The organism is Streptomyces mabaensis, assembly GCF_053763515.1.
Map to the genome: position 1 here is coordinate 83,608 of NZ_JBSOPZ010000011.1, position 21,536 is coordinate 105,143.

Consider the following 21,536-nt stretch of genomic DNA (forward strand, 5'->3'; position numbering starts at 1 on the left):
CGAGCCATTAGTCATGAAAGAGGATGAACCGCTTTTCGAGCGTCGAGCGCTGCTGCGCGCGGCCGTCTGCCTCGGCGCCCTCTGCGCCGCCGGGGTCCTGGCCAGGGAACAGACCGGCCGTCCGGGTCCCGGCGCGCCCTCGCCCGGCGCGCCCGCCGCCGGCCCCGGGGCAGGCGCGGGCGTGGGCCCTGGCCCTGGCGCGGGCCCCGGTCCGGGGGCGCGGGCGGTCCGCCCGCTCGGCCCCGCCTCGTACCGGCTCCTGCCCATGACCGCCCACACATCGCAGAAGTACCGGCCGGGGCTGCCGCCGGTGCGGCGCAGGCCGATCCTGCGGCTGCCCCCGCAGGAGCGCAGCATGGTGCTGACCTTCGACGACGGACCCGACCCGCGGTACACGCCCGCCATCCTGCGCACCCTGCGCCGCCACGACGTCCGGGCGATGTTCTTCGTCTGCGGCGGGATGGCCGCCGACAACCGGGATCTGCTGCGCGAGATGGCCGACGACGGCCACATCGTCGGCAACCACTCCTGGTCGCACCCGCTCCTCACCAGGCTCCGGCGGCCGGCGGTTGCCGCCGAACTGGGCCGCACCAGCGACATGGTGGCGCGTACGACCGGAGCACCGCCGGTCTGGTTCCGGGCGCCGTACGGGGCCTGGAACGGGTGGACGTTCGAGATCGGCGCGGAACTCGGCATGGAACCGCTCGCCTGGACCGTGGACACCCTGGACTGGACCGAGCCGGGCACCAGGACCATCGTCGAGCGGGTACGGGAAGGCGCCGGCCCGGGCGTGGTGGTCCTCTCGCACGACGCCGGCGGCGACCGCTCGCAGAGCGTCAGGGCCCTGCGCCGGTACCTGCCGGAGCTGCTGGACGCGGGATACGGCATCACCCTCCCCGCCCTGCCGAGGTACTGAGCGGTCAGCGGGTCGCGACCATCCGGGCGAAGACGACGACGTTCCCGTCGTAGCCGCCCGTCTTCGAGTAGCCGCCGCCGCAGGTGATCACCCGGAGCTCCGGGTAGCCGTTGTCGCCGTAGACGCGGGCGCCGGGGAAGTTGTTCTTGCTGAACACCTCGACGCCGTACACCTCGAAGACCGCGACCCGCCCGTCGTACCGGGTGACCTCGATCCGGTGGCCCTTCCGCAGCGTTCCGAGGTTGTAGAAGACCGCCGGGCCGGAGGAGTTGTCGACATGCCCGACGATCACCGCGGTGCCCCGCTGCCCCGGCGCGATGCCGTTCAGGTACCAGCCGGCGAGATTGGCGTCCCCCGGCGGCGGTGCCTCGATCCATCCCTGGCTGTCGAGCCCCACCGTCATCACGGGCGCGTCTACATTGATCGTGGGGATGCGCACCCCCTGGACCGAGGAGTGCATCAGGGGCGCCAGACTCGAGGGCGGCGTCGGCGCGGCCGCGGCGAGGGAGTCGGATTTGCCCACGGCCGCGGCGGCGGCAGGCTGGGGCGGCCCGAGGGGCACGTCCGCACCGTTCCGCATCATCGCGAGCCCGGTGAGCATGACCAGAGCCAGGACACCCCAGGGGGAGCGCCTCCTGCGCTCCATGCCGGTCTCGTCCTCGGTCATGGTTCTCCCTTCCCGGCCCGACGCGGTCCGTCCCCGCGTTCACTGCCCCACCACGCACGCTAAGCGCGCGCGAGAGGGGCGGCGAGGAGAGAAGGGCGAACGGGTGGCGGCTCCGGTCCGGGTGCAGCCATCCGAGTATTGATACGACAAGCATCCTGACGGTGTGTGACCTGCGCGTCCGTCAGTGTCCGGGGCCTCCGCGTCGGCGTGTCGCTGCAGCCGGTGATCCTGTGCCGGAATGCGGTGAATACCCACTCCGGTGAGTGTTCGTCATGGGACGCGCTCTCGTCGAATCTCTCCCGGGGCACCGCCCTGGGGCGCTTCCCTTATGGAGGTTCACATGCGTGCTTCACGCGCTTTCCCGGTGATCGCCGCCGCCTGCGCCGCGGTCGCGCTCTCCGCCCCGGTGGCGACGGGCACCAATGCCCCGAACGGTGCGTCACCGAGCGGTGGAAACGGCGGGCCGAGCAATATCACTGTCAATCCCCGGCAGGTGTTCCAGGGCGGCACGCTTCAGGTGAGTGCCACCGGCTGTGACCGTGGCGGTTACGTGCTGTCCAATGACGGGACGTTTCCCCGCGCCGAACTGTCCTCGGGCCGGGTCGGATTCGCCAGGGTCCGGATCAACGACTTCGCGTCCCCGGGGCAGCACACGCTGGCCGTTCAGTGCCACGAGGGCGTGAGCCGCAACGGTTCGCGCGGCAACGGCCCGCTCGCCGACGGCTTCGTCGGGGGCGGTAGCGGCAGCGGAACCGGCCTTGGCGGTGACGGCTTTGTGCTTGGGGGCAATGGCCTCGGTGTCGACGGCTTCGGGGGCAATGGTTTCGGGGGCAATGGCTTCGGCGGTGACGGCCGGGGCGGTGACGGTTTCGGGGGCAACGGCTTCGGCGGTGACGGCCGGGGCGGTAACGGCAGGGATGGCAACGGCTTTGGCGGAGATGGCCGGGGCGGCAACGGTTTCGGCGGAGATGGCCGGGGCGGCAACGGCTTCGGCGGTGATGGCCGGGGCGGCAACGGCTTCGGCGGTGACGGCCGGGGCGGCGACGGCTTTGGCGGTAACGGCTTCGGCGGCAATGGCTTCGGCAACGACGGCCGCGGGGGTAACGGCAATGACGGCCGTGGCGGTAACGGGGACAACGACGGCCGCGGGGGTAATGGCAACGATGGCCGTGGTGGGAACGGGAACAACGACGGCCGTGGTGGGAACGGGGACAACGACGGCCGGGGCGGGAACGGCAATGACGGCCGTGGTGGGAACGGGAACAACGACGGCCGTGGTGGGAACGGGAACAACGACGGCCGGGGCGGGAACGGGAACAACGACGGCCGCGGTGGCAACGGCTCGCGCTTCGCGACCGCCCAGTTCACCGTGCTGTCGGCCCGCGGCGCCGCCGGCGGTATCGGCGGCTCGCTCGGCCCGACCACCACCGAGGTCGCGGTCGGCGCCGGACTGGTCGCCACGGCGGCCATCGGTGGTGGCGTGTACGTGATGCGCCGCCGCCGCGCAGTCGGTGGTCGGGTCTGACCGGCCGAACCTCCAGGTCAGTCCCTGAACCGCCCGTCGGAAGAAGGGAGGGTGGGGGGGGGGGGGGGGGGGGGGGGGGGGGGGGGGGGGGGGGGAGAGGGGGGGGGAGGGGGGGGGGGGGGGGGGGGTTTGTTTTCTTCTTTGGTTGTTTTTCCCCCCCCCCCCCCCCCCCCCCCCCCCCCCCCCCCCCCCCCCCCCCCCCTCTCCCTCTCCCTCCTTCCCCCCGACGGGCGGTTCAGGGACTGGGTTCGGGAAACTGCTGGATCAGTGGTGCCGGTGGCCGGCGCGGCGGCGTACGACGTACACCGTGCCGGCGACCGCGAGAACGAAGAGCGCGCCACCCGCGGCGATCTCGGTGGCGTTGACCCCGCCGACGCTGCCGCCCAGCCCGCCCCGGACTCCCTGCGCGGTGGTGGCCGGGACAGGCGGCCTCGGGGCCGGTGTGGCGCCACCGGCGATGGCGAGGTCGATCATGCCGGCCTCGCCCCTGCAGGTGAACGTCACCGAGTACAGGGCCCCGCGCCTGGCGTCGCCGTCGATCGTGACTCTGACACTGCCGTTGTTGGGGATCGTGACAGTGTCGAAGATGCTGGACGAGGCGCTGGCCGTGGGAGCGCCGCAGTTCGTCACGCCGAGCGTGACCTGGCCGCCCGGGGCGATGGACGCGGGGCTGAGGCTGAAGCCGAACGACGTGACCTTGGCGTCGGTGGCCGTCGCGGGCGGAGCGGTGAGTGGGAGAGCGGCGAGGCCGAGCAGAGCGGCCGACGCGACACGTATCGCGCGCATGTGGTCCTCCGGGTCCCCGAGGAGCAGCTGCGGAACCTTTTTCCGCATATGGCTGTCATGCACCTCGATGCCGGAAACGCTAGGTGTGCGCCCGCTCACCCGCGATCGGGGTCGCGCGAATGGGTCACACGGGTCCGCCGGTCAGGGGATCGGACCGCCGATGGACAGGACGTGGTCCCGGACGAAGGGAAACAGCTCGGCGAAGGGGCCGTCCGGGGCCGAGACGTCCCGGCCGTACGGGGCGTCGAAGTTCCAGATCAGGAAGAGCAGAAACGCGATCAGCGCGCTGAACAGGCCGGCCAGCAGCAGTTCGCGGAAGGACCTGCGGATCTGCAGGGTGAAGATCAGACCGACCGTGACCAGTGCACCGGCGATCAGGCCGAACCAGACGACCCCCGGCATGGTGGCGCCGACGCTCTCGCCACGGGATCCCCGTGCGTCGTCGGCGGCCGCCACCTGGTCGACCAGGGGCTGGTAGGCCTGGCCCTCGTGGTCGGTCCTCGGCTCGTAGTCGGTGACGTCACGCCGGACCTGCTGAAGCAGCTCGGTGCCCCGTTCGGTGAGCCGGCCGTGTTCCGCCATCACCTTCCACTCGGTGTCGACGACATGGGTGACATAGGCGTCCACGTCGGCCCGGATCCGGGCCCGGACCGCGGGCGGGTAGACCTCGGAGCGGGCGTGGACCTCGTGCAGGGCCTGCGCCTCCTGGCGTACGTACTCCTGTGCGGCGCTCCGGGCCTCCCAGACGCCCGCGATGGCGAGACCGAGGACGATGGCGTACACCACGCCGATCATCATCGTCATGTACTCGATGACGTCCGGCGTCTCGGACGGGTCGTCGTCCTCGCTGACCAGGCGGTTGTTGATGACGGCGATGGTGAGGACGACCGCGCAGGCGGCGGCCATCGCGAGGGACAGAACAATCCATTCCGACAAGAGGAACCTCCGAAGACCAGGGACCGAAGACCAGGGACCAGGGGACTAGCGGGGGCGGAGCGCCGCCACGGCGAGGACCGCGGGCGCGGTGACGAGCAGCGTCAGCGACACCAGGGACGGCCCGCTCTGCGGCACCTTGCGAGCCGGTTTGCGGTACGCCGGCCGGGCGACCGGAGTGGGCGAGGGCGTCGGGCGCACCGTCGGGGTCGGCGAGGGCGCCGGCGGCGGCGGAGGAGGGGGAGGGGGAGGGGGAGGAGGCGGCGGTGGTGGCTCCCGTACCGGCGGTGGCGGGGGCGGCGGAGGTGGTGGTGGCGGAGGCGGCGGGCGGCGGGTCGGGCCGGCGGTGCAGTTGCCCGCGATGGCCACCAGGTCGCCGGGCGGGGCCTCGCCGTTCAGCGAGATCGAGGCGCGGGAGCAGTTGTCCGCCACCGCGGGGGTGGCGGCGAGCACTGCCCAGACGAGGGCGGAAACCGTCAACAGCCGCCTGACAAAGGGTCGGTACACGAGCGGGAGCATGATCCGGCGCGGTGCGCGGCACGCCGGAGCAGTACCCGATTCGCCTGATGGTGGGAGTTCTTCCGCTTTGCGTTTGAGGACACTCGGGCATGGGGCGAAAAGATTTCTTGGAACTCGTTGAACGCATCCACCGCTGCCACGCGTACCTAGGACCAAGTACGGCGCAAGACGCGCCGAACCGATATGCGATCAGCAGGAGTTGACATGCCGCATCAATTTGGGAGTGCCTCCCGGGCCTGGCGGAGCGCCTCGCTCGCGGTGACGGCAATGGCTGTGATGACGCTGACGACGGCGTGCGGTCAGGAGAACGGAACGCAGTCCCCCAACGGCCAGGCCGTGGGAGCCGCCAACCCCGCTCAGCAGCCCGCGGAGAACGGATACGGTTCCGGCGGCGCGTACGGCTCGGACTCCGGCGCCGCCACCAAGCCGAAGGCGGCGGGGCAGCTCGCGGTGCTGGACAGCAAGAAGCTCGGCAAGGTGCTCACCGACAGCGAGGGCTTCACGCTCTACCGCTTCGACAAGGACACGCCCAACCCGCCCAAGTCGAATTGCGAGGGCGACTGTGCGAAGACGTGGCCCGTGGTCGCGGCGGGCGACGCGAAGGCCGCGCCCGGCACCGACGCCACACTCCTCGGCGAGGTCACCCGGGCCGACGGCAGCAAGCAGCTGACCATCGACGGCTGGCCCATGTACCGGTACGCCAAGGACACCAAGGCCGGCGACACCAACGGCCAGGGCGTGGGCGGCACCTGGTTCGCGTCCGCCCCCGACGGGAAGAAGGCGGCACCCGGCGCGGCCGGCGGCGGCGGTGGCGGTGACTACGAGGCCGGCGAGGGCGGCGAAGGCGGCGAGGAAGCCGGCGGCGACGCGGTCGAGAAGGCCGGCCTTTCCGTCCGCAACGACCCCAAGCTCGGCGAGATCGTGGTCGACAAGAACGGCATGACGGTCTACCGGTTCGAGAAGGACTCCGCCTGGCCGATGAAGACCGCGTGCACCGGCGCCTGCCTGGAGAAGTGGCCGGTCGTCGAGCCGGTCGAGAAGAACAGCATCGACGCGGCCATCCTGAAGAAGGGTTTCGTGACCTTCGACCGCCCCGACGGCATCAAGCAGCAGACCATCGACTGCTGGCCGATCTACACCTTCTCGGGCGACTCGAAGCCCGGCGACACCAACGGGCAGGGCGTGGGCGGCACCTGGTACGCCGTATCGCCCAACGGAAAGCTGGTCGGAGCGCCCAAGTAGAGCGACATGGATGCGGTGTCCCCACGCCGCGTGCGCACCGGCCGGGCGGCCCGTCACCCCGATTCCTCGGGTGTGACGGGCCGTTCGGGTGTGTGCACGTGCCGTTGTCCTGTGACCAAGAACGGATCGCCAATTTCCGTTTTGGCTCGCTCTGTTGGCGAACGATCAGTAGCCTCGGCTCGGACAACGACTACGCCTACGCCTACGCCTTGGAGAGATAGATGGAGCGTCCCGCCTGGGCCCCGCCCGGTATCGACATATCGGTTCCGAGCGTTTCCCGCATTTACGACTACTACCTGGGCGGTTCGCACAACTTCGAAGTGGACCGGGAAGCCGCCCGCAAGGCGATGGCATCCATTCCGGGCCTGCCCAAGATCATGCAGGCCAACCGGGCGTTCATGCGCCGGGCCGTGCGCTTCGCGGTGGACCAGGGCGTCACCCAGTTCCTGGACATCGGCTCCGGCATCCCCACCTTCGGCAACGTCCACGAGGTCGCCCAGGCGGCCAGCGACGAGGCACGCGTGGTGTACGTCGACCACGACCCGGTCGCGGTCGCGCACAGCCGGGCCGTCCTGGAGGGCAACGAACGGGCGGGCATCGCGGCCGCCGATCTGCGCAAGCCGCGGGAGATCCTGACCAGCCCCGTGGTGGGCGAGCTCCTCGACCTCGACCGGCCGGTGGCCCTGCTCCTCGTCGCCGTACTCCACTTCATCGAGGACGCCGACGACCCGCGCGCCGCCGTGGCGGAGCTGCGGGACGCGCTCGCACCCGGCAGCCTGCTCATCCTCACCCACGCCTCGTTCGAAGGGATTCCGCTGCCCGAGGAGACGGCCGACGGAGCGGTCAGCGTGTACAGGAGCATCCGCAATCCGCTGATCATGCGTCCACGCGACGAGATCGCCGCCTTCTTCGACGGGTTCGAGATGGTCGAACCCGGTCTGGTCTCCATGCCGTTGTGGCGGCCCGACACGCCCGCCGCCCAGGAGGACCCGTACGCCTTCTCCGGCTTCGCAGGGGTGGGACGCAAGGCGTGAGCACGCCAGCGGAGGCGGCGGGCGCAGCGGGTTCCGCCGCCGAGGAACCGGACGGACCCGAGGGCAGACTCAGACGGTTCGCGACGATCTGGAGCCGGGCCATCTTCCCGGCCACCGCCACGTCCCTGACCCGCCCCGAGTTCGAACAACGTCTGCTGCCCCTCGCCCGCACCCTGAGCGGGGCGCTGCACGCGCGCCCCTTCGACCCCTCGCCCGCCCAGGAGGTGGGCGCGGGGCTGGTCGGCATGCACTGCACCGACCCGGACGCCCTCAGCCGGACGCTCGGCGTCGTCGACGCCTACCTCGTGCTGTACTGCGGCGACTCGGGCGGCCCCGGCGGCCCCGGCGGCGGACTCGCCCCCGACGAGTGCCGGGCCCGCTGCGCCCGCCTTCAGCACGCGCTCGCCGCCGGCTTCGCGCGCGCCCTGCGCGAGCGCACGCTCACCGAGCAGGAGGCCATCGCCCGCTCCGCCATGGCCGCCCGCAGTGACGCCCAGCAGGCGCTGCACGCCAGCGAGGAGCGTTTCCGGGCGGTGTTCGAGGGCGCGGCGGTCGGCATAGGGATCGCGGACCTCGAAGGCAACGTCCTGGAGGTCAACGACACGCTGATGCAGATGTTCGGCGGCCTCGACTCCGCCGTCCGCACCAGGAACGTGAGCGACTGGGGCCATCCGGAGGACGCGCCGCACGTGTGGAACCTGTACGGCGAACTGGTGCGGGGCGAGCGCGACCACTACCGGGTCGAGAAGCCGTACTACCGGGGCGACGGCACCGTGCTGTGGACCAACCTCACCGTCTCGCTGCTGCGCGACGCCGAGGGCCGTCCGCAGTACCAGCTGGCGCTGATGGAGGACACCACCGAGCGGCGGCTGCTCAACCTGCGGCTGCGCTACGAGGCCACCCACGACGCGCTGACCGGGCTGCCCAACCGGACGCTGTTCTTCGAGCGGCTGGAGAAGGCCCTCTCGGCCGGTGACGGGATGCGCTTCGGCCTCTGCTACCTCGATCTCGACGGCTTCAAGGCCGTCAACGACAGCCTCGGCCACTCGGCCGGCGACCGGCTGCTGGTCGAGGTCGCGGACCGGCTGCAGAGCTGCGCCACCGCACCCGGCGAGATGGTGGCACGGCTCGGCGGCGACGAGTTCGTGGCCCTGACCACGGGACAGCACACCGAGCGCGAGGTGGACGAACTCGCCGCCCGTATCCTGGCGGCGCTCTCGGCGCCCATCCGGCTCGACGGCCGTGAGATCACCGTGCGCGGGAGCATCGGCATCGTCGAGGGGCCCGCGGGCGAACGGGGACCGGCGGAGGTGCTGCGCAGTGCCGACATCACCATGTACCGCGCCAAGTCGGCCGGCGGCAACCGCTTCGAGCTCGCCGACGCCGAGGCCGACGCCCGCGCCATCACCCGGCACGGCCTCACCACCGCCCTGCCCGCCGCCCTGGAGCGCGGTGAGTTCTTCATCGAGTACCAGCCGCTCGTCCACCTCTCGGACGGGAGCGTGCACGGGGCCGAGGCGCTGGTCCGCTGGTGCCATCCGCAGCACGGCGTGCTCGGTCCGGACCGGTTCATTCCGCTCGCCGAACACACCGGACTGATCGTGCCGCTCGGCCGCTGGGTGCTCGAGGAGTCCGTACGGCAGGCCAGGTTCTGGCAGCAGCGGCATGCCGACGGCGGGCCGCTGCGCATCAATGTGAACCTCTCGCCGACCCAGCTGCACCACCCGGGTCTCGTCTCCGACACCGTGCGGGTGCTGGAGCGGGCCGGGCTGGAACCGGGAGCGCTCTGCCTGGAGGTCACCGAGTCCGCGCTGATCGGCGCGGACGACGATCTGCTCAAGCCACTGCGCCAGCTCGCCGAGATGGGCGTGGACATCGCTCTCGACGACTTCGGCACCGGGTACTCCAACCTGGCCAATCTGCGCAGGCTGCCGGTGAGCGTCCTCAAGCTGGACCGGTCGTTCACCCGCGGCATGCAGCAGCATCCCGCCGACCCGGTCGACGTCAAGATCGTCGAAGGGATCGTCTCGCTCGCGCACAGCCTGGAGCTGGCGGTGACGGTGGAGGGGGTGGAGACCGGGGTGCAGGCCGAGCAGCTGCGCGCCCTCGGCTGCGACACGGCCCAGGGCTGGTACTACGCCAGGCCCGGCGCGCCCGACCGGATTCATTCGCTGGTGCTGGCGGACGCCGTCTGACGGGACAGCAGGACGCGCTGGAGTTCCCGGGCGGCCCGGGGCGGGGCGACGTCGGTGCGGTGGGCGAGCGCGATCGTCCGCCGCAGTCCCGGCCGGGCCAGCGGTGTTGCCCGGAGCTCGTGGCCGGCCCTGGCCGCGACCATGCTGGGCACCACGGCGAGGCCCAGGCCGGCCCGGACGAAGCCCAGTACGGCGTCCATCTCGCCGCCCTCCACGGTGAAGGACGGCTCGAAACCCTCGGCCCGGCAGGCCGCGACGGTCAGCTCCCGCAGGTCGTAGCCGTGCCGGAACATCACCAGCGGCTCGTCCCGCAGGTCCGCGACCCGTACCGTGCCGCCCCGGCCGGGGCGCGGGGCGGCGGCCGCGGAGACCACCACCAGGTCCTCCTGGAGCAGCTCGACCGTGGTCAGCGCCGGGGCCGACGGAGGCAGCGGCAGGACGACCAGCGCGAGGTCCAGGGAGCCGCGGGCGAGATGGCGTACGAGATCGTGCGAACCGCCCTCCTCGATCAGCAGCCGGATTCCCGGGTGCAGGGTGTGGAAGGCCCGCAGCACCTCCGGCAGCAGCCCCGTACACAGGCTCGGCGTCGCGCCGAGCCGGACTCGCCCCCGGCGCAGCTGGGCCAGCTCCTGGACCTCGTGGCGGGCGTTGTCGGCGTCCGCCAGAATCCGGCGGGCCAGCGGCAGCAGGGTCTCGCCCGCCTCGGTCAGCGCGATATTGCCGCGCGCCCGGCTGAACAGTTCGGCCCCCAGCTCCCGCTCCAGCGCTCTGATCTGCTGGGAGAGAGAGGGCTGCGCGACATGGACGCGCTCGGCGGCCCGGGTGAAATGCCGGGTCTCGGCGACCGCCACGAAATAGAGGAGCTGCTGGAACTGCACCCGGCCAGTGTAGGGGCAGCATAGTCTGCACCTATCAAGATGAGCCGGATCATGTCTTGGACCTCTTGGCTGCCCGGGCCCTAGCGTCCTGTCCATGGCACTCGCGACCCGCCCCCGACCCCCGAAGCCGATCGAGCCGACACCACCGCCGGGCGCCGCCCGGCCATCCCTCGTCCGGATGCTGTGGCGTTCGACCGTCGGCAAGAAGACGGTCATGGCCGTCACCGGTCTGGTGATGCTCGGCTACCTCGTCGCCCACATGCTCGGCAACCTCAAGATCTTCTTCGGGGCGGCGGAGTTCAACGGCTACGCGGCCTGGCTGCGGAGCATCGGCTCGCCGGTCCTGCACCACGAGTGGTTCCTGTGGATCGTCCGGGTGGCGCTGGTCGCCTCGGTGGTACTGCACGCCGTCGCCGCGTACCAGCTCAGCCGCCGGGATCTCGCCGCCCGGCCCACGCCGTACCGGCGGAAGCGGAAGCGCGCGAGCTACGCCACCCGGACCATGCGCTGGGGCGGGGTCATCCTCGGGCTCTTCATCGTCTGGCACATCCTCGACCTCACGACGCTGACGGTGAACCCGAACGCCGAGCACGGCCGGGCGTACGAGAACGTCGTCGCCTCCTTCTCCACCTGGTACGGCGGCGGGATCTACATCGTGGCCGTACTGGCGCTCTGCCTGCACGTCCACCACGGGTTCTGGAGCGCGGCGCAGACGCTGGGCGCGAACAACGCCTCCCGGGACAAGGCACTGAAGACCGCGGCGGCGGCTCTCTCCGCCGTACTGACCATCGGATTCCTGAGCGTTCCGGTCGCCGTGATGACCGGATGGGTGGGCTGACATGAACGCGCACACCAAGTGCACCGAGTACACCGCGTACACGGTCGGCGAACCGCTCGCCGACACCAAGGCCCCGGCCGGCCCCGTCGAGGAGCGCTGGGACCGCCGCCGCTTCGAGGCCCGGCTGGTCAACCCGGCCAACCGCCGCAAGCACACCGTGATCGTCGTCGGCACCGGCCTGGCCGGCGGCGCGGCGGGCGCCACGCTCGCCGAACAGGGCTACAACGTGGTGCAGTTCTGCTACCAGGACTCGCCCCGCCGGGCCCACTCGATCGCCGCCCAGGGCGGCATCAACGCGGCCAAGAACTACCGCAACGACGGCGACTCGGTACGACGGCTCTTCTACGACACCGTCAAGGGCGGCGACTTCCGGGCCCGCGAGTCCAACGTCCACCGCCTCGCCCAGGTCTCGGTGGAGATCATCGACCAGTGCGTGGCCCAGGGCGTGCCGTTCGCCCGCGAGTACGGCGGCCTGCTCGACACCCGTTCCTTCGGCGGCGTCCAGGTCTCCCGTACCTTCTACGCCCGCGGGCAGACCGGACAGCAACTCCTCCTCGGCGCCTACCAGGCGCTGTCCAAGGAGGTCGCCGCCGGACACGTGACCCTGCACCCGCGCACCGAGATGCTCGACCTGATCGTCATCGACGGGCGGGCCCGCGGAATCGTCGCCCGCGACCTCATCAGCGGACGGATCACCACCCACTTCGCCGATGCCGTCGTCCTCGCGACCGGCGGCTACGGCAACGTCTTCTACCTCTCCACCAACGCCAAGAACTCCAACGCCACCGCCATCTGGCGCGCCCACCGGCGCGGCGCCTACTTCGCCAACCCCTGCTTCACCCAGATCCACCCCACTTGTATCCCGCGCTCCGGCGACCACCAGTCCAAGCTGACGCTGATGAGCGAGTCGCTGCGCAACGACGGCCGGATCTGGGTGCCCAAGGCGCGCGGCGACCAGCGTCCGCCGCACCGGATACCCGAGGACGAGCGCGACTACTACCTGGAGCGGATCTACCCGGCCTTCGGCAACCTGGTGCCGCGCGACATCGCCTCGCGTGCCGCCAAGAACGTCTGCGACGAAGGGCGCGGAGTCGGGCCCGGCGGCCAGGGCGTCTACCTCGACTTCGCCGATGCCATCGCCCGGCTGGGCCGGCCGGCGGTCCAGGAGAAGTACGGCAACCTCTTCGAGATGTACGAGCGGATCACCGCCGAGAACCCGTACGAGGTTCCCATGCGGATCTATCCGGCGATCCACTACACGATGGGCGGCCTGTGGGTCGACTACGACCTCCAGACCACCGTGCCGGGCCTTTTCGCCATCGGCGAGGCGAACTTCTCCGACCACGGCGCGAACCGGCTCGGCGCCTCCGCCCTGATGCAGGGCCTGGCCGACGGCTACTTCGTCCTGCCGGCCACCATCAACGACTACCTCGCCCGGAACCCGCACGACGAGGTCCCGCCCGGCCACCCGGCCGTGCTGGAGGCCGTGGCCGAGACGGAGGACCGGCTGAACCTCCTCCTCTCGGTCGACGGCGACCGCACCCCCGACTCCTTCCACCGCGAACTCGGCGAACTCCTCTGGGACGAATGCGGCATGGCCCGCACGGACTCCGGCCTGCGCAAGGCCCTGGAGCGGATCCCGGCCCTGCGCGAGGAGTTCTGGCGCCGGATCAAGGTCCCCGGCACCGGTGAGCAGCTCAACCAGTCGCTGGAGAAGGCCAACCGCATCGCCGACTACCTCGAACTCGCCGAGCTGATGTGCCTGGACGCGCTGCACCGCACCGAGTCCTGCGGCGGCCACTTCCGCGAGGAGTCGCAGACGGAGGGCGGTGAGGCCGAGCGCCGCGACGAGGAGTTCTCGTACGTGGCCGCGTGGGAATGGGGGGCCGGGGGCTTCGCCCCTGGAAAACACAGCACCGGCGCCGGCACCGCACCTGTCCTGCACCGCGAAGACCTCGTCTTCGAGTACGTCCACCCCACCCAGCGGAGCTACGCATGAACCTCACCCTCAGGATCTGGCGCCAGAGCGGGCCCGACGAGGCCGGCGCGATGACCACGTACGAAGTCAGGAACATCTCCGAGGACATGTCCTTCCTGGAAATGCTCGACAGCCTCAACGAGGAACTCATCCTGCGCGGCGACGAACCCGTCGCCTTCGACCACGACTGCCGCGAAGGCATCTGCGGCGCCTGCGGCATGGTCATCAACGGCCGGGCCCACGGCCCCGAACGCACCACCACCTGCCAGCTCCACATGCGGCACTTCACCGACGGCGACACCATCGACATCGAGCCCTGGCGTGCCGCGGCCTTCCCGGTCGTGAAGGACCTGGTGGTGGACCGCTCGGCGTTCGACCGCATCATCGGCTCCGGCGGCTACATCACGGCCCCCACCGGCAGCGCCCCGGAGGCACACGCCACCCCGGTGGCCAAGCCGGCCGCCGACATGGCGTTCGAGCATGCCGAGTGCATCGGCTGCGGCGCGTGCGTCGCGGCCTGCCCCAACGGCTCGGCGATGCTCTTCACCTCGGCGAAGGTGGTACACCTGAACTCCCTCCCGCAAGGGGCACCGGAGCGCGAGACCCGGGTGCTCGACATGGTGGCCACCATGGACACCGAGGGCTTCGGCGGCTGCACCAACACGGGGGAGTGCGCGACGGCCTGCCCGAAGGGCATACCGCTGCCGTCCATCGCGGCGATGAACAAGGAGTGGCTGCGCGCGGCCCGCAAGGTCAGCCGCTGACGTCCTGGGCGTCCCAGTCGACCTGCCCCTGGACGGGCCGCCGGGGCCCCGGCACGCGTGGGGTGCGTGCCGGGGCCCCTGTCGTCAGGTGGTCGCGGTCAGAGCTTGAGGGTCCAGGTGTCGATCGTGCCGGTGTCCTGGGCCGCGGTGTCCTGGACGCTGAGCTTCCAGGTGCCGTTCCTGGTCTCGGAGGAGAGGTTGACGGTGTAGGTCTGGTCGATGTTGTCGGCGCCGCTGCCGGCCTTGTTGTGCAGGGTGTAGGCGCTGCCGTCGGGGGCGATCAGCTTCACCACGAGGTCGCCGATGTAGGTGTGCTTGATGTGCACCTCGGCGGTCGAGGACGACGAGGCGGTGCCCGTGCAGTTCGCGATCGTGACGCTGGAGGTCACGGTGGCGAGGTCGGGGACGGCCACGTCGTTCCCGTTGGTGCCGGTGCAGCCGGACGGCGCGGGTGTCGTGCCGCCGCCGTAGGGGTTGCCCGCCTTGTCGGCCGCGTAGGTCAGCATCGGCCTGACCTGGTTCCAGAACGTGTTCTGGCAGGAGTAGGCCGGGTGGAAGCCGCCGCACGTCCCGCTGCTCGGTCCGACCTCCCAGGTGAAGCTGGGTACGCCGAGCTGGTCGTACGCCCAGTCGTCGTGGCCGCCGCTGGCGTCGTAGAGGATCTCGCCGGGCTGGCCGTACTCCCAGCCACCGGCCAGCGTGGCCATCTCCTTGGCCATCTGGCGCAGCGGGGCGTCGTTGCCGGCGTCGGTCGCCGCGTTGAAGCCCCAGGGGAACAGCACCATGTTGGAGTAGCTGTGCATGGTGACAAACATGCCCTTGGTGTCGGCCGCGGCCGCTGCGGTGTCACCCGTGGCGCGGGTGTCCGGGAACAGCTTCCGGTACAGCGCCTGGAGGGCCTTGTTCTCGCTCTCGGAGTCCGCGGAGGGACCCTTGTAGACCTGGTCGCAGGGGTTCGAGCTGGTGCTCGCGCCGCCCCAGTGGCTGCTGTTGTTGCGGTTCAGGTCGACGCCGCTGCCGCTGCTCGGGCCTTCCGAGCAGGTGGTGGTGGAGTGGCTGTGGTTGGCGTTCTTGCGGTGCCACTGCTGGCCGGTGTTGCCGCCCATGAAGCCCTGCTGGACCATGTCCACGCCGTCAGGATTGCCGATCGGCACCACCCAGATCTCGCGGGTGTCGAGGATCTTCGTCGCCGTTGCGTCCGTGCCGTAGCCGTCGGTCAGGTAGTCGATCCAGCGGTACGCCATCTCACCGGTGGTCAGTTCCCGGGCGTGGACCTGGGCCTGGACGAAGAAGCGCGGCTTGGTGGAGTTGGGCGTCAACTGGCAGTCGCCGGTCTGCTTCTTGGTGATGCAGATCGCCTTGAGGTCGTAACCGTTCGGCTTGCTCGTGGACTTGCGCCAGGAGTCGCCCACGTCGAAGACGGTGGCCAGCGAGGAGTGGTCCGCCGCCACCTGGTCGAGGTGCGCGTACTGGGCGTTCACGGTGCGGTAGCCACCGTTGTACGTCTCCTCGGCGACCGCATCCGTCAGTGCCGTGGCCTGGCCGCTGCGCTTGGGCGGCTCCCAGGGAGCGGGCGTCAGCTTCTGCTCCACGCTCGGGTGCAGCCCGGCTGCCTTGAGCTCCATGGCGGTGGCGGCGTCGCCGAGGACGAACAGGTCGTCACCGTCGCGGTCCTCGATCAGGTCGAAGCCGGCGAGCTTCTTCTGCGGCACGTTCGCGCCGCCGGGTATGCGGTAGACGTACGCGCGGTCGTCCGTGGGGGCGGCCTTCTCGGGCGGCGCCGCCATGCCGTATCCGGTTCCGGCCACGACGGCGGCCGCGGTGGCGGCAGTGACGAGCCAGTAGGTGAACTTCGCTTGCACAGGGACCTCAGCATTCAACGTGGGGGTGCAACGTGGGGGTGCGAACGGTGCTTGGGTGCCGAGGGGCTGTCCGGCCCTCTTCACGGACAGCCCCTCGGGGATCAGCCGGGGATCAGCCGGGGATCAGCTCGGGGACAAGCCGGGGATCAGAGCGTGAGGGTCCAGGTGTCGATGGAGCCGGTGTCCTGTGCGGCGGTGTCCTGGACCTTGAGCTTCCAGGCGCCGTTGCGGACCTCGGAGGAGAGGTTCGCGGTGTAGGTCTGGTCGATGTTGTCGGCGCTGTCGTTGCCGGAGGCGTCCTTCAGGCGGTAGGTGCTGCCGTCGGGGGCGACGAGGTCGACGGTGAGGTCGCCGCGCCAGGTGTGCTTGACGTGGACTTCGACCTTGCTGGTGGCGGAGGCGTTGCCGGTGCAGCCGGAGATGGTGATGGTGCTGGTGACGGCGGCGCCTGCGTCGGGGATGGCCACGTCGTTGCCGTTGGTGCCGGTGCAGCCGGCCGGTGTGGGCGGCGTGGTGCCACCGCCGATGAAGCCGGTGTAGAGCAGGTTGTTCGGCGAGCCCGTGCCGATGCCGGTCAGCTTGCCCTTGGTGGCGTTGTCCTTGAGCGCGGTCTGGACCTGGGCGGGCGTGGCCGTCGGGTTGGCGGAGAGGTAGAGCGCGGCGGCGCCCGCCACGTGCGGCGCGGCCATTGACGTGCCGGACATCGTGTCGGAGGAGGTGTCGCTCGTGATGCCGGCGGAGACGATGTCCGAGCCGGGCGCGAAGATGTCCACGCACGTGCCGATGTTGGAGAAGCTGGACTTGGCGTCGGTGCGCGTGCTCGCCCCGACAGTGATGGCCTCGGGGACCTTGGCCGGGATGATGTTGCACGCGTCGTAGCCGTGGTCGTTGCCCGCGGCGGCGACGTTGACGATGCCGGACGCGACGGAGGTGCTCACGGCCGTCGAGACGGCGGTGCTGCTGCCCTTGAAGCTCATGTTGGTGACGGCGGGCTTGACGGCGTTGGCCGTCACCCAGTCGATGCCGGCGGCCATCGCCGTCGCGCTGCTGCCGCCGTCGCAGTTGAAGATCTTGACTGCGACGAGCTTGGCGGCCTTGGCCAGGCCGTACGAGGCGCCGCCGACGGTGCCCGCCACATGCGTGCCATGCCCATGACAGTCTGTGTTGTTGCTGTCGATGGTGTTCGTGCCCCAGGACGCGCGTCCGCCGAAGTCCGAGTGCGAGGTGCGGATGCCGGTGTCGATGACGTACGCGGTGACGCCCGAGCCCGTGTTCGGGGCGCTGTAGGTGCTGTTGAGCGGCAGGCTCGCCTGGTCCACGCGGTCCAGACCCCAGGAGGAGACCGCCTCGAGGAACACCTTGGTGTCCTGCTCGACATAGGCGACGGCCGGGTCGGCGGCGAGCCGCCTGGCCTGCTTCTCGGTCATGGTGATCGAGAAGCCCTTGAGCGCGGTGCGGTACGTGTGCTTGAGCTTGCCGCCATAGCGGCGCGAGAGGTCGGCCTTCCGGTCGTCGACACCCTGGGCCGTAGTGCCCGCCTTCAGGACGACGAGGTAGCTGTCCTTGATGGCGTTGCGGGCACCGTCGCCGAGGATGGTTCCCTCGGCGGCGGTCGCCGTGCCCGGCACGACGGCCAGTGCGGCGGCGGCCATGCCTGCGGCCAGGGCCATGCCGACTATCTTCTTCGCAGGCAGTCCGGATCTCTTACGCATCAGTGCGCTCCTTGGGTGGTGCCATCACGCTGACCGGGTCGGCCTTGGCCCGTGGGGGGTTGATGGCAGGAGAAGCCGCTCGAACGGGTGGGACCGGCCGCAGCGGATTCCGGACAAGGATTCGCCAGTTTCGAACTGCCTGTAAATTGCTGTGCGTTTCCGGTCTCGGACAATGTCCGAATGTGCAGGGATGATTGGGAGCGAGGCGGACAAAATTCTCAATAGCCGCTACTTCGCGATAGATGGCTCCCATGGCCGGATCTTGACGCCTGATTGAATTGCAACTTAAAGTCCCGATGCGTCCGAGCCCCCCACCCTCGGCGTCGGGAGGTTCACGTGTTCCTGTTGGAGCCGGTCGGCCTCGGGCGGATCGAGAACGACGCATACGTCGCCCTGCTGGAACTCAAAAGAGCGAATGAGGGCGAACTGGCCGAAAGCGCCGGTGTGTCCGTCGTGGATATACGGCGCGCGGTCCAGCGGCTCCTCGATGACGGCCTCGTCCAGCAACTCGGTTTCACACCGGCCGTCTACGCACCCGTCCCGCCCGACGAGGCCCTGGCCGCGCTCATCAAACGCAAGCGGGCCGACCTCGCCCGGATGCAGATGCACGCCGAGGAGCTGGCGGAGCGGATGCGCGCGCGTGCCGCCGCCACGCGCCGGGGTGTTCCCGTGGTCGAGCGGCTCGAAGGGGAGGACGCCGTCCTCGCCGCCGTCGCCAGGATCCAGCTCCAGGCGCGCGAGGAGATCATCGCCGTCGACTGCCCGCCGTACATAGGCGGCCAGAGCAACCCCAACGACCTCGAACTCAGCCGCCTCGCGGACGGAGTGGCGTACCGGTTCATCTACTCCCATGAGGCGCTGGCGTCGCCGGAGCACGTGGCGGCCATGCGGCGGTGCGCGGACGCCGGTGAACAGGCCAGGATCCTGCCGGACATCACCCTGAAGATGGTCGTGGCGGACCGCACCACCGCGCTGCTGCCCGTCTCCTACGCCGACCCCGACCCGGACGCGCGCCTGCTCGTGCACGGGTCAGCGCTCGTCGACATCCTCGTGCACTGCTTCGAGAGCCTGTGGGCACGGGCCACGCCCGTCGACGCGCCGCACGCGGAGTGCGGACCGTCCGCCCGGGACCGCCAGTTGCTGTCCCTGCTCGCGTCGGGAATGAAGGACCGGACGATCGCGCGGGCCCTGGGGGTCACCGAGCGGACCGTCGGCCGCAGACTCACCGAACTGATGGTGGAACTGGGCGCGGAGACCCGCTTCCAGGCCGGTGTGCAGGCCGCCCGGAAGGGCTGGCTCTAGGCCCTGTCCGGGCGATCATGCTGGGCTCCCGTCTCCCCCAGCTACCGCTGGGAGGTGCCCCCAGGCACGCACATCTGCCGCGTTGGCCAAATCCACCCATAGCTCCGCTATGGCCGAATCCGGCCGCCTTGCAGCTGCACGCACCAGACGCCGCTCGCTCATCCAGCCTGATCGCCCGGACAGGGCCCGGCCCTGCCGAACAGGGCCGCCAGCCGGCGGTAGGAGTCCGCCAGCTGTTCGCGGTCGTACGTACTGGTAGTGACCAGTACCTCGTCGGCGCCGCTGCGCCCGATGAGTTTCTCCAGGCCGGCGGCGACCTCCTCCTCCGTGCCGTACACGTGCCCGCGCAGCGCCGTCTCGTAGAACTCACGCTCCTTGGCGGTCATCGTGCGCGCCTCGGTCTCCTCGGCCGGGGCGAGCGGCGGGAAGGTGCCGTGGGTGCGCGAGTACGCCAGCGACCACGCCTCCGGGACGAGCAGCCGCCGGGCTGCCTCGGGGGTCCCGGCCACGGCCACGGTCCCCGAGACCACGACATAGGGCTCCGCCGACCAGAGCGAGGGCCGGAACCCGGTCCGGTAGTCCTCGATCGCCCGCAGCATCCGGTCCTGCCCGCGCAGGTCGCCGATGACCAGCGGAAGCCCCGCGCGGGCGGCGATCCGGGCGCCCTCGCCCGTGGCCAGCACGAACGGCGGCACGCGCAGCCCCTCGGCCGGATGCGCGTGCACCTGCGGATGGGCCGTCTGGGTGCCCTCGAAGTAGCCGAGGAGCTGGTCGAGCTGCGCGCCGAAGTCCTCCGCGTCCTCCTTGTCCCGCCCCAGCGCCCGGCGGATGCCGTCGGTGAAGCCGACCGACCTGCCCAGCCCCATGTCGATCCGGCCGGGGAAGAGGGCCGCCAGCACGCCGAACTGCTCCGCCACCACCAGCGGCTGATGGTTGGGCAGCATCACGCCGCCGGTGCCGACCCGGATCGTGGACGTCGCCGCGGCGACCGCGGCGGCCAGCACCGTCGGCGCGGAGCCCGCGACGCCCGGCACGCTGTGGTGCTCGGAGACCCAGAAGCGGTGATAGCCGAGCTCCTCGGCCAGCCGGGCGAACCGCACGGTGTCGCGCAGGGCCTGCGGAGCGTCCTGCCCCCGGCGGGTGCGGGAGCGGTCGAGTACGGAGAACCGGGTGGTCGCGAGCGCAGTGGTCACACCCCGTTCAACGTCCCCGCCGGCCGGGGATTCCCGGCGCGGAGTGGGTCCCTAGGGTAAGGGGCGTGATCGAGACAAAGCGGCCGCTGGCCGTGTTCGACCTGGACGGGACACTCGCGGACACCGCACACCGCCAGCACTTCCTGGAGCGGCGGCCCCGGGACTGGACCGGCTTCTTCGGAGCGGCCATGGCCGACCCGCCGCTGGAGAAGGGGGTGCGGATGGCGCTGGAGAGCGCCGCGGAGTGCGAGGTCGCGTACCTCACGGGCCGGCCGGAGCGGTGCCGCCGGGACACGCTGGCCTGGCTCACCGCGCACGGCCTGCCCGAGGGCCGGGTGTGGATGCGCCGCAACGACGACCGCCGCCCGGCCCGTCACACGAAGCTGGAGGTACTGGGGCGGCTGGCCCGGGGCCGTGAGGTCCGGATGCTGGTCGATGACGACGAGCTGGTGTGCGAGGCGGCGGAGCGGGCCGGCTTCCGGGTCGTACGCGCCGACTGGGCGGCCACGTCCGAGGCGCTGAAGGACGCGCAGGAGCGGGAGGGCAGGACCTGAGGCGGGACCCGGACCGCTGAGGTGGGCCCCGGCGCCCCGGCGCCCCGTCAGCCCTCGTCGTCGAGGCGGAAGCCGACCTTCATCGTCACCTGGTAGTGCGCGATCTGGCCGTTCTCGATGTGCCCGCGCACCTGGACGACCTCGAACCAGTCGAGATTGCGCAGCGTCTGCGAGGCGCGCGCGATGCCGTTGCGGATCCCCTGGTCCACCCCCTCGGTGGAGCTCCCGACGATCTCGGTCACGCGGTACGTGTGGTTGGACATGAGGCTCTCCCAGCGGGGGTGAGGCTGCTGCGTCATTCCACCGTGCCCCACCGCGCGGCACTCCGCGAGGCGTCGGACGGGAGCAGGGCGACCGTTTCCGGTCCCCGCGGGCAGCCCTCGCCCTACGCTGGCCCCATGGCGATTCCTTCCGCTTCCCGCTACGACCGCTGTCCCTGTACCGGTCGCTACGAGCGCCGGACCGTCGAGGTACGCATGACCGTCGAAGGTACGCCCGTGCTGCTGGAGGGCGTTGACCAGGGCGGATGCCCGCTGTGCGGCTCCCGGGTCTACCGGGCCGTGGTGCTGGAGGCGGTCGAAGACGTGATGCGCGCCCGGGGGTTGCCGGAGGCGCACGCGTGACTCCGGTCCCCGCCC

The 21,536-nt window shown here is 70.9% G+C and carries 20 protein-coding genes; 11 read left to right on the forward strand and 9 right to left on the reverse strand.

The genetic code is table 11. The annotated features are described in order from the left end of the window. Positions 1-13 precede the first annotated feature (13 nt). A complete protein-coding gene (locus ACWV17_RS12165) occupies positions 14-916 on the forward strand; it encodes a polysaccharide deacetylase family protein (protein WP_455359668.1) in 903 nt (300 codons plus the stop codon). Between the two features lie 4 nt (positions 917-920). Here ACWV17_RS12165 and ACWV17_RS12170 read toward each other — a convergent pair whose 3' ends face one another. Beyond that, positions 921-1,583, reverse strand: coding sequence for a class F sortase (locus ACWV17_RS12170; RefSeq protein ID WP_455359669.1), 663 nt, complete (start codon positions 1,581-1,583; stop codon positions 921-923). A gap of 364 nt (positions 1,584-1,947) precedes the next feature. Here ACWV17_RS12170 and ACWV17_RS12175 point away from each other — a divergent pair, with 364 nt between their 5' ends. Continuing rightward, complete coding sequence (locus ACWV17_RS12175) at positions 1,948-3,108, forward strand: hypothetical protein (protein WP_455359670.1); 1,161 nt, start codon at positions 1,948-1,950, stop codon at positions 3,106-3,108. Positions 3,109-3,372: 264 nt separating this feature from the next. Here ACWV17_RS12175 and ACWV17_RS12180 read toward each other — a convergent pair whose 3' ends face one another. The 3 genes from ACWV17_RS12180 to ACWV17_RS12190 all read right to left on the reverse strand — a co-directional run bounded on the left by ACWV17_RS12180 (position 3,373) and on the right by ACWV17_RS12190 (position 5,334). Further along, positions 3,373-3,894, reverse strand: coding sequence for a hypothetical protein (locus tag ACWV17_RS12180; RefSeq protein ID WP_455359671.1), 522 nt, complete (start codon positions 3,892-3,894; stop codon positions 3,373-3,375). Between the two features lie 141 nt (positions 3,895-4,035). Beyond that, a complete protein-coding gene (locus tag ACWV17_RS12185; RefSeq protein WP_455359672.1) occupies positions 4,036-4,830 on the reverse strand; it encodes a bestrophin-like domain in 795 nt (264 codons plus the stop codon). Positions 4,831-4,875: 45 nt separating this feature from the next. Further along, a complete protein-coding gene (locus tag ACWV17_RS12190; RefSeq protein WP_455359673.1) occupies positions 4,876-5,334 on the reverse strand; it encodes a hypothetical protein in 459 nt (152 codons plus the stop codon). 216 nt (positions 5,335-5,550) lie between these two features. Here ACWV17_RS12190 and ACWV17_RS12195 point away from each other — a divergent pair, with 216 nt between their 5' ends. The 3 genes from ACWV17_RS12195 to ACWV17_RS12205 all read left to right on the forward strand — a co-directional run bounded on the left by ACWV17_RS12195 (position 5,551) and on the right by ACWV17_RS12205 (position 9,817). After that, the gene (locus tag ACWV17_RS12195; protein WP_455359674.1) at positions 5,551-6,588 is read left to right on the forward strand and encodes an SCO0930 family lipoprotein; all 1,038 of its coding nucleotides are present in this window, start codon (positions 5,551-5,553) and stop codon (positions 6,586-6,588) included. 221 nt (positions 6,589-6,809) lie between these two features. Further along, positions 6,810-7,622: an SAM-dependent methyltransferase gene (locus ACWV17_RS12200; RefSeq protein WP_455353335.1), complete on the forward strand. Its 813-nt coding sequence runs from the start codon at positions 6,810-6,812 to the stop codon at positions 7,620-7,622. Continuing rightward, a complete protein-coding gene (locus ACWV17_RS12205) occupies positions 7,619-9,817 on the forward strand; it encodes a putative bifunctional diguanylate cyclase/phosphodiesterase (RefSeq protein ID WP_455359675.1) in 2,199 nt (732 codons plus the stop codon). Before ACWV17_RS12200 ends, ACWV17_RS12205 begins: the two co-directional genes overlap by 4 nt. On the opposite strand, the gene ACWV17_RS12210 is transcribed toward ACWV17_RS12205, so the two are convergent. Further along, on the reverse strand, positions 9,787-10,695 hold the full coding sequence (locus ACWV17_RS12210) for a LysR family transcriptional regulator (RefSeq protein WP_455359676.1): 909 nt from the start codon (positions 10,693-10,695) through the stop codon (positions 9,787-9,789). The two genes, ACWV17_RS12205 and ACWV17_RS12210, sit on opposite strands and share 31 nt — an antisense overlap. A 178-nt stretch (positions 10,696-10,873) precedes the next feature. Here ACWV17_RS12210 and ACWV17_RS12215 point away from each other — a divergent pair, with 178 nt between their 5' ends. From ACWV17_RS12215 to ACWV17_RS12225, 3 genes are read left to right on the forward strand one after another with little or no spacing between them, the layout of a single operon-like run. Continuing rightward, complete coding sequence (locus tag ACWV17_RS12215) at positions 10,874-11,533, forward strand: succinate dehydrogenase cytochrome b subunit (RefSeq protein ID WP_455359754.1); 660 nt, start codon at positions 10,874-10,876, stop codon at positions 11,531-11,533. A 1-nt stretch (position 11,534) separates the two neighbouring features. Then, positions 11,535-13,532 (forward strand): fumarate reductase/succinate dehydrogenase flavoprotein subunit, encoded by a 1,998-nt coding sequence (locus ACWV17_RS12220; RefSeq protein ID WP_455359677.1) that lies wholly within the window; start codon positions 11,535-11,537, stop codon positions 13,530-13,532. Continuing rightward, positions 13,529-14,275: a succinate dehydrogenase/fumarate reductase iron-sulfur subunit gene (locus ACWV17_RS12225; protein WP_455359678.1), complete on the forward strand. Its 747-nt coding sequence runs from the start codon at positions 13,529-13,531 to the stop codon at positions 14,273-14,275. The genes ACWV17_RS12220 and ACWV17_RS12225 overlap by 4 nt, the downstream gene beginning before the upstream one ends. Before the next feature lie 98 nt (positions 14,276-14,373). On the opposite strand, the gene ACWV17_RS12230 is transcribed toward ACWV17_RS12225, so the two are convergent. Next, entirely contained in the window at positions 14,374-16,137 is a 1,764-nt protein-coding gene (locus ACWV17_RS12230; RefSeq protein ID WP_455359679.1) for a M14 family zinc carboxypeptidase, read from the reverse strand. Between the two features lie 146 nt (positions 16,138-16,283). Next, positions 16,284-17,849 (reverse strand): S8 family peptidase, encoded by a 1,566-nt coding sequence (locus ACWV17_RS12235; RefSeq protein WP_455359680.1) that lies wholly within the window; start codon positions 17,847-17,849, stop codon positions 16,284-16,286. A 336-nt stretch (positions 17,850-18,185) separates the two neighbouring features. On the opposite strand from ACWV17_RS12235, the gene ACWV17_RS12240 reads away from it, so the two are divergent. Then, a complete protein-coding gene (locus tag ACWV17_RS12240) occupies positions 18,186-19,151 on the forward strand; it encodes a helix-turn-helix domain-containing protein (RefSeq protein WP_455359681.1) in 966 nt (321 codons plus the stop codon). 158 nt (positions 19,152-19,309) lie between these two features. On the opposite strand, the gene ACWV17_RS12245 is transcribed toward ACWV17_RS12240, so the two are convergent. Next, positions 19,310-20,344, reverse strand: a complete 1,035-nt coding sequence (locus ACWV17_RS12245) for an LLM class flavin-dependent oxidoreductase (protein WP_455359682.1) — start codon at positions 20,342-20,344, stop codon at positions 19,310-19,312. Between the two features lie 65 nt (positions 20,345-20,409). Between ACWV17_RS12245 and ACWV17_RS12250 the strand changes: the two genes are divergently transcribed. Beyond that, positions 20,410-20,898 (forward strand): phosphatase domain-containing protein, encoded by a 489-nt coding sequence (locus ACWV17_RS12250; protein WP_455353327.1) that lies wholly within the window; start codon positions 20,410-20,412, stop codon positions 20,896-20,898. A 47-nt stretch (positions 20,899-20,945) separates the two neighbouring features. On the opposite strand, the gene ACWV17_RS12255 is transcribed toward ACWV17_RS12250, so the two are convergent. Then, positions 20,946-21,161: a dodecin gene (locus ACWV17_RS12255; protein ID WP_455353326.1), complete on the reverse strand. Its 216-nt coding sequence runs from the start codon at positions 21,159-21,161 to the stop codon at positions 20,946-20,948. A 135-nt stretch (positions 21,162-21,296) separates the two neighbouring features. On the opposite strand from ACWV17_RS12255, the gene ACWV17_RS12260 reads away from it, so the two are divergent. Further along, positions 21,297-21,521, forward strand: a complete 225-nt coding sequence (locus ACWV17_RS12260) for a hypothetical protein (protein WP_455359683.1) — start codon at positions 21,297-21,299, stop codon at positions 21,519-21,521. Positions 21,522-21,536 lie beyond the last annotated feature (15 nt).

Coding starts and splice junctions, on each gene's coding strand:
- ACWV17_RS12260 (WP_455359683.1), top strand. CDS start 21,297: ATGGCGATTCCTTCCGCTTCCCGCTACGACCGCTGTCCCTGTACCGGT.
- ACWV17_RS12215 (WP_455359754.1), top strand. CDS start 10,874: ATGCTGTGGCGTTCGACCGTCGGCAAGAAGACGGTCATGGCCGTCACC.
- ACWV17_RS12220 (WP_455359677.1), top strand. CDS start 11,535: ATGAACGCGCACACCAAGTGCACCGAGTACACCGCGTACACGGTCGGC.
- ACWV17_RS12170 (WP_455359669.1), bottom strand. CDS start 1,583: ATGACCGAGGACGAGACCGGCATGGAGCGCAGGAGGCGCTCCCCCTGG.
- ACWV17_RS12200 (WP_455353335.1), top strand. CDS start 6,810: ATGGAGCGTCCCGCCTGGGCCCCGCCCGGTATCGACATATCGGTTCCG.
- ACWV17_RS12255 (WP_455353326.1), bottom strand. CDS start 21,161: ATGTCCAACCACACGTACCGCGTGACCGAGATCGTCGGGAGCTCCACC.
- ACWV17_RS12165 (WP_455359668.1), top strand. CDS start 14: ATGAAAGAGGATGAACCGCTTTTCGAGCGTCGAGCGCTGCTGCGCGCG.
- ACWV17_RS12225 (WP_455359678.1), top strand. CDS start 13,529: ATGAACCTCACCCTCAGGATCTGGCGCCAGAGCGGGCCCGACGAGGCC.
- ACWV17_RS12195 (WP_455359674.1), top strand. CDS start 5,551: ATGCCGCATCAATTTGGGAGTGCCTCCCGGGCCTGGCGGAGCGCCTCG.
- ACWV17_RS12180 (WP_455359671.1), bottom strand. CDS start 3,894: ATGCGCGCGATACGTGTCGCGTCGGCCGCTCTGCTCGGCCTCGCCGCT.
- ACWV17_RS12235 (WP_455359680.1), bottom strand. CDS start 17,849: ATGCGTAAGAGATCCGGACTGCCTGCGAAGAAGATAGTCGGCATGGCC.